The organism is Mitsuaria sp. CC2 (genome assembly GCF_048957715.1).
Lineage (GTDB): Bacteria > Pseudomonadota > Gammaproteobacteria > Burkholderiales > Burkholderiaceae_C > Roseateles.
On sequence record NZ_JARVXN010000024.1, the window covers coordinates 29854 to 43417 of the forward strand.

Annotated in this window: 14 protein-coding genes; 6 read left to right on the top strand and 8 right to left on the bottom strand. The window is 69.1% G+C overall.

Annotation, left to right across the window (positions count from 1 at the left end):
* The first annotated feature begins 46 nt into the window (after positions 1-46).
* Entirely contained in the window at positions 47-1408 is a 1362-nt protein-coding gene (locus PV762_RS16950) for an alpha/beta hydrolase (RefSeq protein WP_421036174.1), read from the top strand.
* Between the two features lie 121 nt (positions 1409-1529).
* Here the strand turns inward: PV762_RS16950 and clsB are convergent, their stop codons facing one another.
* The 3 genes from clsB to nudB are packed head-to-tail and all read right to left on the bottom strand — an operon-like array spanning position 1530 to position 4176.
* Positions 1530-2804 carry a cardiolipin synthase ClsB gene (clsB, locus tag PV762_RS16955; protein ID WP_421036175.1) on the bottom strand — a complete coding sequence of 425 codons (1275 nt, stop codon included), beginning with the start codon at positions 2802-2804 and terminating at the stop codon, positions 1530-1532.
* A complete protein-coding gene (locus PV762_RS16960; protein WP_421036176.1) occupies positions 2801-3628 on the bottom strand; it encodes an endonuclease/exonuclease/phosphatase family protein in 828 nt (275 codons plus the stop codon). Before PV762_RS16960 ends, clsB begins: the two co-directional genes overlap by 4 nt.
* The gene (gene nudB / locus PV762_RS16965) at positions 3625-4176 is read right to left on the bottom strand and encodes a dihydroneopterin triphosphate diphosphatase (RefSeq protein ID WP_421036177.1); all 552 of its coding nucleotides are present in this window, start codon (positions 4174-4176) and stop codon (positions 3625-3627) included. Before nudB ends, PV762_RS16960 begins: the two co-directional genes overlap by 4 nt.
* Positions 4177-4479: 303 nt before the next feature.
* Between nudB and PV762_RS16970 the strand changes: the two genes are divergently transcribed.
* The 3 genes from PV762_RS16970 to PV762_RS16980 are packed head-to-tail and all read left to right on the top strand — an operon-like array spanning position 4480 to position 6166.
* Entirely contained in the window at positions 4480-4893 is a 414-nt protein-coding gene (locus tag PV762_RS16970; protein WP_421036178.1) for a hypothetical protein, read from the top strand.
* Positions 4894-4895: 2 nt separating this feature from the next.
* Entirely contained in the window at positions 4896-5456 is a 561-nt protein-coding gene (locus PV762_RS16975) for a cell division protein FtsI (RefSeq protein ID WP_421036179.1), read from the top strand.
* A gap of 11 nt (positions 5457-5467) precedes the next feature.
* Positions 5468-6166 carry a flagellar basal body L-ring protein FlgH gene (locus PV762_RS16980; protein WP_421036180.1) on the top strand — a complete coding sequence of 233 codons (699 nt, stop codon included), beginning with the start codon at positions 5468-5470 and terminating at the stop codon, positions 6164-6166.
* Positions 6167-6201: 35 nt separating this feature from the next.
* On the opposite strand, the gene PV762_RS16985 is transcribed toward PV762_RS16980, so the two are convergent.
* The 5 genes from PV762_RS16985 to PV762_RS17005 all read right to left on the bottom strand — a co-directional run bounded on the left by PV762_RS16985 (position 6202) and on the right by PV762_RS17005 (position 12855).
* Positions 6202-7794, bottom strand: a complete 1593-nt coding sequence (locus tag PV762_RS16985) for a hypothetical protein (RefSeq protein ID WP_421036181.1) — start codon at positions 7792-7794, stop codon at positions 6202-6204.
* A 479-nt stretch (positions 7795-8273) separates the two neighbouring features.
* The gene (aspS, locus tag PV762_RS16990) at positions 8274-10067 is read right to left on the bottom strand and encodes an aspartate--tRNA ligase (protein WP_421036182.1); all 1794 of its coding nucleotides are present in this window, start codon (positions 10065-10067) and stop codon (positions 8274-8276) included.
* A 172-nt stretch (positions 10068-10239) separates the two neighbouring features.
* The gene (locus PV762_RS16995) at positions 10240-10914 is read right to left on the bottom strand and encodes a DUF502 domain-containing protein (protein ID WP_421036183.1); all 675 of its coding nucleotides are present in this window, start codon (positions 10912-10914) and stop codon (positions 10240-10242) included.
* A gap of 21 nt (positions 10915-10935) precedes the next feature.
* Positions 10936-11295 carry an FmdB family zinc ribbon protein gene (locus PV762_RS17000; protein WP_421036184.1) on the bottom strand — a complete coding sequence of 120 codons (360 nt, stop codon included), beginning with the start codon at positions 11293-11295 and terminating at the stop codon, positions 10936-10938.
* 114 nt (positions 11296-11409) lie between these two features.
* Positions 11410-12855, bottom strand: coding sequence for a sodium:solute symporter family protein (locus PV762_RS17005; protein WP_421036185.1), 1446 nt, complete (start codon positions 12853-12855; stop codon positions 11410-11412).
* Between the two features lie 184 nt (positions 12856-13039).
* On the opposite strand from PV762_RS17005, the gene PV762_RS17010 reads away from it, so the two are divergent.
* Together PV762_RS17010 and PV762_RS17015 are read left to right on the top strand one after the other, a co-directional pair.
* Positions 13040-13222, top strand: coding sequence for a hypothetical protein (locus PV762_RS17010; protein WP_421036186.1), 183 nt, complete (start codon positions 13040-13042; stop codon positions 13220-13222).
* Between the two features lie 61 nt (positions 13223-13283).
* On the top strand, positions 13284-13523 hold the full coding sequence (locus PV762_RS17015; RefSeq protein WP_421036187.1) for a hypothetical protein: 240 nt from the start codon (positions 13284-13286) through the stop codon (positions 13521-13523).
* Positions 13524-13564: the final 41 nt, after the last annotated feature.

A 13564-nucleotide genomic window follows, 5' to 3' on the forward strand; every position in this document is an offset into this window, starting at 1 on the left:
CCGGGGCATCGGCGGGCCTCGCCCGCCATCTCCCCGCGAGCTCCGCATGCCACACACCGCCTCGACGGCGCGCCCTCCGCGCGCCGTTCGCGTTTCCACCCTGTCCACGCCGGAACGCGCCTCGCCCCCGCTTGTGCGCTTCATTGCGGGACTGTTGCTGCTGATCGCGGCGATGCTCCTCGCGCCGCGCGCATTCGCCGCGACCAAGGTGGTCTTCGACATCGACATGCGCGACGAGATCGCCGGCGGCCGCTTCGACCCCTCCAAGGACCTCGTCGGCGTGCGCGGCGGCGCGGCGCCGCTGAACTGGGGACGCTCGGTGGTCGCGCCGGCGGCGGGGCCGGGCCGCGAGGGCTGGTACAGCGTCTCGGTCGTCTTCGAGCGCATCCCGCCGGGCGGCAACGTTCCCTACAAGTTCCACGTCGAGCATCCGGGGCAGAACGACCCCGAAGGCGATTGGGAGTCCGGCTCCAACCGCTCGCTGGAACTGGTCTCCGATGAGGTGCGCGTCTCGCGCGCCTTCAACGCGCCGGGCGCGCCGATCTCGCTGAGCCGAGCCGGCACGATCGAACGGCTGGCGCCGCTGCCCGGCAACTTCGTCGGTCAGCGTCCGGTGCAGGTCTGGCTACCGCCCAACTATGAACGCGACACCGGGCGCCGATATCCGGTGCTCTACCTGCACGACGGCCAGAACGTCTTCGACGCCGCCGCGGCGGGCGCCGAGTGGCAGGTCGACGAGACCGCGCAGCGCCTGGTCGTCGACGGCCAGATCCAGCCGCTGATCATCGTGGCGGTGCACAACACCTCGCGCCGCATCGACGAGTACACCGCGACGGCGATGAAGTACGAGGGCAACACGCGCGGCGGCCTGGCGCCCGCTTATGCGCGTTACCTGATCGAGCAGCTCAAGCCCTCGATCGACGCGCGTTACCGCACCGTTCCGGACGCAGCCCACACGGCGGTGGGCGGATCGTCGCTGGGCGGCATCGTGAGCCTGTGGCTGGCGGTGCATCACGGCGACGTCTTCGGCGCGGCGCTGGTGGTGTCGCCCTCGTTGTGGTGGGACGACGAGTTCCCGATCCGCGATGCCCAGAAGACGCCGCTGCCGATGTCGGTGCCGCGTCCGAAGTTGTGGTTGGACATGGGGACGAACGAAGGCGCGGATTCGATCAAGCAGTTGCGCAAGCTTCGCGCGGTGCTGACGGCGCGAGGATGGGCGGGCGCCGACATCGGCTACCTGGAGGCCGAAGGGGCGGGTCATGACGAAGGCAGCTGGGCCGCACGGGTCGAGCCGATGCTGAGATTCGTCGACAGGCAGTTCAATGCCAAGCCAGGCAACGCCACACAGCAGAGCCCGTATCCCGTGGACGCTCGTCCGCCGATGCCCAAGGGTCAGGGCACGTACTGACCCGCACGCCCCGGTCCCAGATCGCAGAAGTCAGCGACTGCGAGTGGGGCCGGAATGCTTCTGGGGGCTACCGGAGGGACGCCCCCCTGAGGCGTGGAGTGCCCGCGCCTGGCGACAGCAGTCAGTAGCGCCCCGTCGCTCCCGCCACCCGCAGGTAGACGTAGGCGACCCACGCGACGAGGGCACGGCCGAGGAAGCCGCGCAGGCCGCGCCCGGCTGTCTGCTCGACGCGCAGCGACTGGGCCACCGCCGCGTCGAACTCCCGCGCCACATCCCCCGCGAACGGCGCATCGCGCACCACGACGTTCGCTTCGAGGTTGAGCAGCAGCGACAGTGGATCGATGTTGGAGCTGCCGATCGTGGCCCAGTCGTTGTCGACGACGCAGATCTTGGCGTGGAGGAACGCCGGCGTGTATTCGTAGATCTGCACGCCGTGCCCGAGCAGTTCGTCGTAGAGCGCGTGCGCGGCGATCGCGGCGATCTTGTAGTCGACCTTGCCCTGCAGCAGCAGCCGCACCTGGACGCCGCGCTGGGCGGCCTCCTTCAACGCGCGGCGGAAGCGTTGACCCGGATAGAAATACGGCGTGATCAGGTCCACCCGCGCGGTCGCGGCGCGGATCGCGTCGACGTAGGCGCGCTCGATGGTGCGGCGCTGGCGCAGGTTGTCACGCAGCACGAAGGCGGCGCGCACCGGCGGCAGGCGGCCCGGGTCGCGTCGGCGATGTTCCCCGCGCGGCATCCGGATGCGCCGCATCAGGCGTTTGGCGCGCCGCGCCGGCGAGGCGCTCCGGATCATCGCCCGCATCTCGTCGCCGAAGTCGTGCCCGAGCCACGCCCGCGTCCACACCGCGCGCGCCGCCTGCTCGATGGCCCGCACCGCCGGTCCGCCGACGCTGACGGCGAAGTCCAGCCGCGGCAGCTCGGTACGCCCGTGGTGCAGGTCCACGCGATCGTCGATCACGTTGATGCCGCCGACGAAACCCACGCGGCCGTCGACCACGCACAGCTTCTGGTGCAGCCGCCGCAACTGGCCGGGATGCAGCCAATTCCACCACCGGTCGATCGGGCGGAATACCGCCAGCGCCACCGCCGTCCCTTCGAGCTGCGCCCGCATCCAGTCCAGGCTGCCCTTCGAGCCGAAGCCGTCCACCACCGCCCTCACCCGCACGCCGCGCTGCGCCGCGCGCTTCAAGGCCTCGACAGTCGCGGCGCCGGCTTCGTCGTCGTGAAAGATGTAGGTGGCGAGCCAGACCTCGTGTTCGGCCTGGTCGATCGCCTCGATCTGCGCAGGGAACAACGCATCCCCGCCGCACAGCAGCCGCACCGCGTTGCCGCCGGTGAAGCTCGGCTGGGACCCGAGGGTCCACGGGAAGAGGGGTTCCGGCGTCCGCTTCAAGTCAGCACGAGCTCGGCGAGCAGCGGCAAGTGGTCAGACATCCGCGCCCACGCCGGACCGCGCGGCACCTTCATGTCGACGCAGCGCAGGCCGCGCGTGTAGATCCGGTCCAGCGCGAACACCGGCACCCGCGACGGGAAGGTCGGCAGCGAGCGCTTCGCGCCGGGCAGCATCGCCCGGCTCAGGCCGGTCGTGCGCATGGACTCTTCCAGCCGCTCGCCCCAGTCGTTGAAGTCGCCGGCCACGACCAGCGGCGCGCCGTGCGGCACGTGCTCCTCGATGAAGGCGGCCAGCTTCTGGATCTGCCGCACCCGGCTGCCGTGGATCAGCCCCAGGTGCGCGACGACCGCATGCACCTCGGTGCCCTGCCAGCGCACCGGCACGTGCAGCAGGCCGCGCTGCTCGAAGCGGTGGTCCGACACGTCGTGATGACCCACGTCGCCGATCGGGTAGCGCGACAGCAGTGCATTGCCGTGCTCGCCGTGGCGCGTGACCGCGTTGGTCCGGTAGGCCACCTCGTAGCCTTCCGGCGCGAGGAACTCCGCCTGGCCTTGCTCCGGCCAGCCGAACCAGCTGCGATCGAACTGCCGCGCCTCGCGGTGGTGGAACAGGCGGACCTCCTGCAGGAAGACCAGGTCCGCATCCAGCGCCTGCACGCCCATGCCGAGGTTGTGGATCTCCAGGCGCTTGCCCAGCCCCATGCCGCGCACGCCCTTGTGGATGTTGTAGGTCGCCACGCGAAGGCGTCCGACGCTGTCGGCCGGCGAGGTGTCGGTGGTCGCCGAGTTGGCCAGGGCCGCGTGGCGCGGCGTTCGGCGGATCATGGGGCGGCCCTTTCGTCGCGGGCCCGCTGGGCGGGCAGCTGGAGGATGGCTTCCGCGTTGGACGGCGAGAAGCACAGGTCCGCCGCCTCGCGCCACGGCAGCCAGCGGAAATCGAGGTGTTCGCGCGGCGCCAGCGTCACCGCGCTGCCCGCGGGCACCGTCAGTCCGAAGACATGTTCGGTGTTCCGCGTCACGCCCGGCGCATAGCGGTGACGCCAGACCGGATAGATGTCGTACACGTTGGCGAGTTCCCAATCGACCAGCGCCCCCGGGGCCAGGTCTTGCAGGCGGATGCCGGTCTCCTCGAGCACCTCGCGCCGCGCGGTCTCGGCGAGCGGCTCGTCGAGCGCGTCCTTGGAGCCGGTCACGCATTGCCAGAAGCCGGGCCGGTCGGCGCGTTCCAGCATCAGCACGTCCAGGGCGTCGGTGTGGATCACGACCAGCACGGATTCCGGGATCTTGTAGGCGCGCGCAGACGGTTCGGCGGAGGCCGTCCGGGCATCGGCCGGGAGCGGGGTGGCGGCAGGGGCGAGAGGCACGTCGCGCATAGCGGGCAAGCATATCCCAGGGTCATGGCACGGTCGGCGTGTGCCGGGTCCGGCACGCCGCCGACATGGACTCCCACACGACCGACAAACACCGGACACGAACGGGCGCATCGCGCCGTTCGACATGTGGCGCGGCCGAACGGGCAATGCTTGTTCACAGTCGGCGAACAAGGTCGTCGGCAGATGTGCGGCAGGAAATATAGAAAGTTTGTAGAGCCGTCGGACGCCGCCTGTCATGAGGGCATCCGCCGTGCCGGCCCCCGGAAGAATGGCCTCCATCGCAATCGATACCCAGGAGGGGTCATGACCAACGTCAACACCACGTCCGGCGCCGGCGCCCGGCTGGTCGCATCCCGTCAGCTCGTGAGCCGGCCCAGCGGCAGCTTCGAGATCAACGCCCGGGAATACGGCACCGTCGCCGCAGGCGCGATCGGACTGGCCCAGGCGGCCTATCAGGGCGGCGAGAACGCCGTGAGCACCGTCGTGCACTGGAGCGAGGAAGGCCTGCAGGCGCTCGAGGACGGCGCCAGGGGCGTCGGCCATGCGCTCTCCACCGGCTTGTCCGACGTCAAGGAACTGGCCGGCGACGTGAAGGACGCCGTCGCCAGCGGGACCAGCACGGTGATGAAGGAGATCGGCGACGTCGGCGCCACCGTCGGCGGCTACCTGGCCGCGGGCGCCGTCGCGGGCAAGGCGCTGATCGACGAGATCCTCTGATCATGCGCGCCGTCGCCTTCATCGCGAGGCTCGCATTCGGCGCGGGGGCGATGCTGCCGCTGGCCGGCTGCTCGCTGCTGAGTCCCATGCCCGGCATCGAACTGGCCAAGGCCACGGCCGGCATGGCGACAGTCGCGATCGGCCAGGGGCCGACGCGCGCGACGCAGACGGTCTTCCATGACGCGGCGCTGCCAGAGCGCGTCTGCATCGAATACAACCGCTCGCTCGCACTGCCCGAATTCGTGCCGGCGCTGATCGCGGAGCTGCGCGAGCACGAGGTCCAGGCCCGCGTCTTCGAAGCCGGCGTCCGCCCCGGCGATGAGGCCTGCCCCGCCTGGGTGCATTACCAGGGGCTGCAGCAGTGGGACAAGCCGCCGCTGTCGGACCAGGTCCGGCCGTATCTCTCGCAGGCGACGCTCAGCCTGCACGACGCGGGCGGCCGGCTGATGGCCGCCAGCAGCTACCGCAGCGACGACGCGACGCTGGGCCTGGGCAAGTGGGCCACCACGCGCAACAAGCTCGCGCCAGTGGTGCGGGCGCTGCTCACCGGATTTGAAGGTTGAGGGGGAGAGTCATGTTCACCATTTCCATGGCCGCGCGACGCGGCGGACTGCTGCTGTCCGGCGCCCTGCTGAGCGCCTGTGTGTCGAACGAGGCGCTGGTGCAGGGGCCGGTGCAGGTGATGCCCCAGCCCGATGCCGCCTATGTCGAGCGCGTCAACAACGGCGCCATCTACCAGCCCGGCATGGCCGCGGCATCGCTCTTCACCACCGAGCGTCGCGCGCGCCAGGTCGGCGATTCGCTGAAGGTCGCCATCAGCGAGTCGCTCAGCGCCTCGCAGAAGAGCAAGACCGACACCAGCCGCGACAACAAGCTCGCGGTCAAGGGTCCGGGCGGCTCCAGCAAGGTCGGGATCGTCGACCGGCTGCTCAAGGCCGACGCCACCGCCTCCGGCAGCGACTCGTACAAGGGCAGCGGCGACTCCGAAGCCAGCGGCACTCTCAGCGGTCAGATGGCCGTGTCCGTGATCAACGTGCTGCCCAACGGCCACCTGGTCGTCGCCGGGGAGCGCAGCATCGCGATGAACGGCGGGCTGCAGACGCTGCGCTTCTCGGGCGTGGTCAGTCCGCAGGACATCCGCACCGGCAACCAGGTCCAGTCGGCCGACGTCGTCAACGCGCGGATGGAGATCGCCGGCAAGGGCGAGGTCTCCGAGGCCGCGCGGCGCAGCTGGCTTCAACGCGTGTTGACATCCAGCCTGGCGATCTGGTGAGCGGCGGATCGGCCGATCCGCGGCACTGCGTCCGCTCAGGCGAGCCGTGCGGCGAGTCGTCGCGCGAGTTCGAGCGCCTCCGATAGATCCGGGCGTCGCGCATCGTCTGTCGCATCGCCCGCGGCGCTGCCAGCGAGCCGCTCCAGCACGGACACCAGCGCACGCGCCTGCGCGCCCGGATCCACCGCGTCGGCCGGGCCGGCCCCGGTCTCCGCGGCAGGCAACTGGGCGATCAGCCGCTGCAGCCAGCCGGCGAGCCGCTCGGCCCGGCTGCGGTCGGCGCGCGACCAGACGGCCCCTTCCGGGCGCTCCAGCACGAGTTCGCCGACCACCGCGCCCGACCCATGGCGCAAGGACAGCGCCTGGGCCGAACGCCCCGCGCGCGCCGCGGCGCCGATGAGCGCCGGCGCGCCGCCCGCCGTCCAGCGCAGCTCCAGGGCCGTCAGCGCCAGGGCTTCCAGCAGCCGGGGACGCGCCTGCTGCCATTGCGACTCGACATCCGCGACGGTGGCCACCGTCGCGCCGGAACGTCCCAGGGTCAGCAGCAGGCCTTCCGCACCGTGCGGGTCCGTGTCGAAACGGGCGAGCTGCTCCAGCCGCGCGGGCAGTTCGGTCTGTCCGAGCGTCGCTTCCAGCCGCTGCCGCTGCTGCTGGTGATACCAGCTCGGCCCGAGCTGCTCCTGCTCCGCCATCAGCTGCCCCAGACGGCCGTGCGCCGCCGCCTGCAGGGAGCGCGACTGGATCTCCTCGCCCAGCGCCAGCGCCTGCTGCGCGGGCGGTACGGCTTCGGCGCCGCGGCGCAGCTCGCTGACCAGCAGCAGCGTCTGCGCCTGCAGCCAGCGGTAGCGGCAACGACGCGAGAGATCCTCCGCCTCGGCGGCCAGGGTCAGGGCGTGCTCGACCGCCCCGCTGTCGCGCGCGCAACGGGCGTGATGCCACATCGCCTCGGCCTCGTAGTCGCGATGCCCGACGGCGCGCGCATCGGCGCGGGCTTCGTCCAGACGCGGCAACGCCGCCTGCGGCCCTTGCGTCGCACGCAGCGACACGGCGCGGTTCAGCGCGATCTTGGAACGCATGTAAGGGTCGTCGCCCAGCTGCGGATAGTGCAACTCGGCCTGGTCCAGCACGCGACCGCCGCGCGCCCAGTCGCCGAGCGCGAAACATAGATGCGCCAGACCGATGCGCGCCAGGCACGCCCAGCGGGTCTCGTCGTCGGCGAGCTCCAGCGTCTGGCTCCAGGCGTTGCAGGCCTGCACGTAGTCGCCGCGCTGATAGTGCATGCGGCCCAACGCTTCGCTGAGTTCCGCCGCCTCCTCCAGCAGCCGGTGCTGCAGGGCACGCGCGATCGCGCGTTCAAGTTCGGCCTGCAGCTCGGGGCCGCGGCCCCAGCGTTCGAGGATGAAGAAAGCGCCCAGCAGCGCCTGGAACGGCGGCTCACCCTCCCGCGCGATCAAACGCTGCAGGCGAGGCAGGGCCAGCCCGGGACGACGCATCACCAGGCGCTCCCAGCGCGCCTGCGGGGTCAACGGCGGGCGCCCGCCCGGATCAGCGGCGCGTCGCGTGCCCGCCTGCCGCACGCGGCCATCCCTGCCCTTGTTCCCGCGTTCGCCTCGCTCGCCCGTCGCCATGTCCGTCCCGTTCCATGCAGCCCCGCTCCGGGGAACGGCTGGAGCATAAACGTCTTGGGCGGATCGCTCCGACCTCTGGTCTGTCAGCGCTCATTTCAGCGCTGGTTTCAGCGCTTCCAACTGACATGTGGCGCCAACCAACCCATTCGAGTCACTAGCCGCGAATCCGCCACTCACTCATGCCATTGAAGAGGAGCAGGTGAACACAGGAGGATCGACGTTTTTCTTCGAAGCCCTCCTCCCCATGACAACGCCCGATCTTCAACCCACCCGCACCGCCTGCGCCATCGTGCTCTCCACGGTGATCACCGCGGCGATCTTCGGCCTGGTCATCGTGCTGCCCACCGTCGCGTGATTCGCCGCACGCCCGTCGACCCGCCAAACGACAACGCCCCGACGGCCTGAGCCTCGGGGCGTTGTCATTCTTGTCGCGCGCCTCGTGCGGCAGCGCGTTCAGCGCCACCACCGAGAAGCAGAGGTCAGGCCGTCGCCGCGCCCGGGTTGCGCAGACGGATGTGCAGTTCGCGCAGCTGCTTTTCGTCGACGAAGGACGGCGCGCCGGTCAGCAGGCATTGCGCGCGCTGCGTCTTTGGGAACGCGATCACGTCACGGATCGACTCGGCCTTGGTCATCAGCGTCACCAGACGGTCCAGGCCGAAGGCCAGGCCGCCGTGCGGGGGCGCGCCGTACTGCAACGCATCCAGCAGGAAGCCGAACTTCACGCGTTGTTCCTCCGGGCTGATGTTCAGCGCCTCGAAGACCTTGGCCTGCACGTCGGCCTTGTGGATACGCACCGAACCACCGCCCAGTTCCCAGCCATTGAGCACCATGTCGTAGGCCTTGGCCACGCACTTGCCCGGATCGGTGACCATCAGGTCCTCATGACCGTCCTTGGGCGCGGTGAACGGGTGGTGCACGGCGGCCCAGCGCTTGTTCTCCTCGTCTTCCTCGAACATCGGGAAGTCGACGACCCACAGCGGCGCCCACTTGTCCTCGAACAGGCCGGTGGTCTTGCCGAACTCGCTGTGGCCGATCTTCAGGCGCAGGCCGCCGATCGCGTCGTTGACGACCTTGGCCTTGTCCGCGCCGAAGAAGATCAGGTCGCCGTCCTGCGCGCCGGTGCGCGCCAGGATGTCCGCGACCGCCTTGTCGTGCAGGTTCTTGACGATCGGCGACTGCAGGCCTTCGCGACCCTTGGCGACTTCATTGACCTTGATCCAGGCCAGGCCCTTGGCGCCATAGATCTTGACGAACTCGGTGTAGCTGTCGATCTCGCCGCGGCTCATCGTCGCGCCGCCGGGCACGCGCAGCGCGACCACGCGGCCGCCCGGCGTCGTGGCCGGACCGGAGAAGACCTTGAAGTCGACGTCGCCCATCACGTCGGTCAGCTCGGTGAACTCGAGCTTGACGCGCAGGTCCGGCTTGTCGGAACCGAAGCGGTGCATCGCCTCGGCGTACTTCATCACCGGGTAGTCGCCCAGCTCGACGTTCAGCGCCTTGCGGAAGACGTGGCGGATCATGCCCTCGAACATCGCGCGGATCTCTTCCTCGCCCAGGAACGAGGTCTCGATGTCGATCTGCGTGAACTCGGGCTGGCGGTCGGCGCGCAGGTCCTCGTCGCGGAAGCACTTGGTGATCTGGTAGTAGCGGTCGAAGCCCGCCACCATCAGCAGCTGCTTGAACAGCTGCGGCGACTGCGGCAGCGCGAAGAACATGCCGTCATGCACGCGCGACGGGACCAGGTAGTCGCGCGCGCCTTCCGGGGTGCTCTTCGTGAGCATCGGCGTCTCGATGTCGACGAAGCCGTGCTCGTCCAGGAACTTGCGCGCTTCCATCGCCACGCGGTAACGCAGCATCAGGTTGTTCTGCATGTACGGGCGGCGCAGGTCCAGCACGCGGTGCGTCAGGCGCGTGGTCTCGGAGATGTTCTCGTCGTCCAGCGGGAAGGCCGGCGTCACCGACGGGTTCAGCACTTCCAGCTCGTGGCACAGCACCTCGACCTTGCCGCTGGCGACGTTGCTGTTCTGCTTGTCGGCCGGGCGCGCGCGCACCTTGCCGATGACCTTGATGCAGAACTCGCTGCGCACGCTCTCGGCCACCTTGAACATCTCGGGGCGGTCGGGGTCGCAGACGACCTGCACCAGACCTTCGCGGTCGCGCAGTTCGATGAAGATGACGCCGCCGTGGTCACGGCTGCGATGGGCCCAGCCCATCAGGGTCACGGTCTGGTCCAGCAGCTTCTCGCTGACTTGGCCGGCATAGCAGGTACGCATGGGGTTCTCCGGAAATTCTTCAGTGTTCGGGGCGGGCTGGCGGCCCGTCATCAGGGTCGGCGCGAAGCGCGATCGGTGACGGCGCGGCCAGCGGAAGGGCATTCGGGCCAAGGGCGCTGGCGGGGTCCTGCGGACCCTCAGGACTGAGCGCTTGCCGGGGCGCTCAGCCCGGTCAATTTCGGGCGGCTTCGCTGGTCAGGACGATCGCGGGATCCCCTTGAGGAGCGACGACGCCCATCGAGATGATGTATTTGAGCGCTTCATCGACGCTCATCGCCAAAGGCCGCAGCTGCGCGCGGGGCATCATCAGGAAGAAGCCCGAGGTGGGGTTGGGCGTCGTCGGCACGTACAGGGCGACGTGCTCGTCGGCCTCGGCGCCGCTGAGCGTGCCCAGCTGCTGGGCCACCTCGCCGCGCGGCGTGCCGGTGACGAAGGCGATGGTCCACGAGCCCTGGTGCGGATACGGCACCAGCACCGCTTCGCGGAAGGCATTGCCGCTGGACGAGAACAGCGTGTCCGAGACCTGCTTGACCGAGCTGTAGATGCTCTTGACGATGGGGATCTTGTAGAGCAGCCGGTCCCACTGCCGCAACCACCACTGGCCGAAGATGTTCGCCACGAACATGCCGGTCAGCATCAGCAGCGCGACCATGACGAGCACGCCCAGGCCGGGGATGTCGTGCAGCTGCCTCAGCGACTGCTGGGCGGCCAGCGGCAGCACGGCGCCGACGGCCGAGAGCAGCCAGACGAAGACGCCGTCGATCATGCCCAGCACCCACAGCAGCACCCAGACGGTGATCGCGAGCGGGAGCCAGACCAGCAGGCCGGTGATGATGTACTTGCGCATGCCGGGGTCCGGGCCTCGAAGTCAGTGGCAGGCGCAGCCGCCGCCGCAGGACGTGCCGGAGGAGGCCGACGGGCCGGAGGCGTCGGACGACGATGCGGCCGCGGAGGCCGTGGACGATGTGGCGGCTGCGGTGCCGCCCGCGGCGGCAGCCGAGGCACCTCCCGCGGGGGCCGCGGCCGGCGCGCCGGCGCCGCCCGATCCGCCGCGGAAGTCGGTCGCGTACCAACCCGAGCCCTTCAGCTGGAAGCCGGCGGCCGTGACCTGCTTCGAGAAGCTCTCCGCGCCACAGGCAGGGCAGACGGTCAGCGGGGCGTCGGACAGCTTCTGCAGCACGTCTTTGGCGTGGCCGCAGGCGCCGCAGCGGTAAGCGTAGATCGGCATGGGGGTGGGGACTACCGGGTCAAAACCCGAAATTATATAGAGAGCGCCGACGACGCCCGCGCGGGTGCACAGCCCGGGCCAAGGACCGCACGGGCCGGGCGTCGCGCCGCCGGCTCAGGCGCCGCCGGCCAGGCGGTGGTGCGATCCGTGCGAGTTCGGGATCGCCTGCGGCCCCAGGGAGCCGATCAGCATGCCGACGATGCCGGCCAGCAGGCCCGCCAGCTGCGCCGGGAACTGCTCTCCGGCGGGCGTCAGCAGGAACAGCAGCCAGGCGACCACGCCCAGCGCGATCGCGAAGATCGCGCCCTGCGTCGTGGCGCGTTTCCAGTACAGGCCGAAGACCAGCGGAACGAAGGCGCCGACCAGCGTCACCTGGTAGGCGCCGGAGACCATCTCGTAGATCGAGGTGCCCTGCAGCGCGATCGCATAGCCGCAGACGCAGATCGAGAACAGCAGCACCGCGATGCGCATGGTGCGCAGTTCCTGCTTGTCCGACACGCGCGGGAAGAACTGGCGCCAGATGTTCTCGACGAAGGTCACCGACGGCGCCAGGAGCGTGGCCGACGCGGTCGACTTCAGCGCCGACAGCAGCGCGCCGAAGAAGATCACCTGCATGATGAAGGGCATGCGGTCCATCACCAGGCGCGGGATGACCTGCTGAGGATCCTCGGCGATCAGCTGCCTGGCGGCGTCCGGCATGATGATCAGCGCGCTGACCACGATGAACATCGGCACGAAGGCGAACAGGATGTAGCAGATCCCGCCGATGACCGGGCCGCGCGTGGCGGCCTTGATGTCCTTGGCGGACATGACGCGCTGGAACACGTCCTGCTGCGGGATCGAACCCAGCATCATGGTGACCGCCGCGCCGAGGAAGAACACGATGTCGTGGAAGCTCGGCTCGGGGAGGAAGCGGAACATGTCCTGGCTGCTGGCCAGGGTGATGACCTTGTCGGCGCCGCCGGCCATGTCGGCGGCGAACCAGGCAATGATGGACAGGCCGACCACCAGGATGATCATCTGGATGAAGTCGGTCACGGCCACCGACCACATGCCGCCGAACAGCGTGTAGGCCAGGATGGACGCGGTGCCGATCATCATGCCCACGGGGATGCTGATCGCGCCGCCCGACAGCAGCTTGAACACCAGGCCCAGCGCCGTGACCTGTGCCGCCACCCAGCCCAGGTAGGACAGGATGATGATGAAGCTGCAGACCACCTCGACCACGCGGCCGTAGCGCTCGCGGTAGTAGTCGCTGATCGTCAGCAGCGTCATCTTGTAGAGCTTGGCCGCGAAGAACAGGCCCACCAGGATCAGGCACGATCCCGCGCCGAACGGATCCTCGACGACGCCGTTCAGGCCCGTCTGCACGAACTTGGCGGGGATCCCCAGCACGGTCTCGGAGCCGAACCACGTCGCGAAGGTCGTCGTGATGATCATCACCAGCGGCAGGTGCCGGCCGGCGATGGCGAAGTCCGCGGTGTTCTTCACCCGCCGGGCGGCCCACAGGCCGATCGCGATGGTGACGAGCAGGTAGAGGATGACCAGGGTCAGGAGCATGGCGGCGGGCCTTGGGGATGGCGGGATGCAAAAGCGCGGGGGTACCGCACACAAAAATGCGCGCGGATTATCCCCGGAACGTCAAGGCTTGCTGCCGAGGGTCCTCCCGGGCCCGAGAACCGAGATCCAAAGCCTCTTCACTGATCGTTTCAGCGCATCCGTGCGCTCATGAAAGGAATTCGATATGTACCCCGATCCATCCCAGATGACGAACTATATGGCCCAAATGCAAGGGCAATTCAATTCGACCAACTTTGGCGGAATGACCTCTCAGGCGCTGCAAACGCAGAACGACAACGCGCAGCTTCAGCAGAAGGTCAACGACGCGAATGCGAAGAAGCAGATCCTGGGCAGCGTCCAGCTGTGAGGGCGATTCCGGCATCCGTCCACTGAAAACACCCCATCCGTCTTCGAGAAAGGAGCTCCCCATGGCAGCAAGTCCCTCCCCCTACGCCGTCGGCTACACCCAAGGCCAGAACGACGCCCTGAAACAGCAGAACGGTTTCCTGCAAAACATGATGATGATGGGCGGCGGCGCCTTCAATCAAGGCTCCCAGTTCATCAATTCTCTCGGCAACGGCCTGATGCAAGGCCTCAGCATGCGAATGATGGGCGTGGGCATGGGCATGGGCATGGGCCTGGGTGGATTCGGCCGATTCGGCTGGTGACGGCCTGATCCCTAGACCTAGCGTCAGGGCGGCGCCGCTTG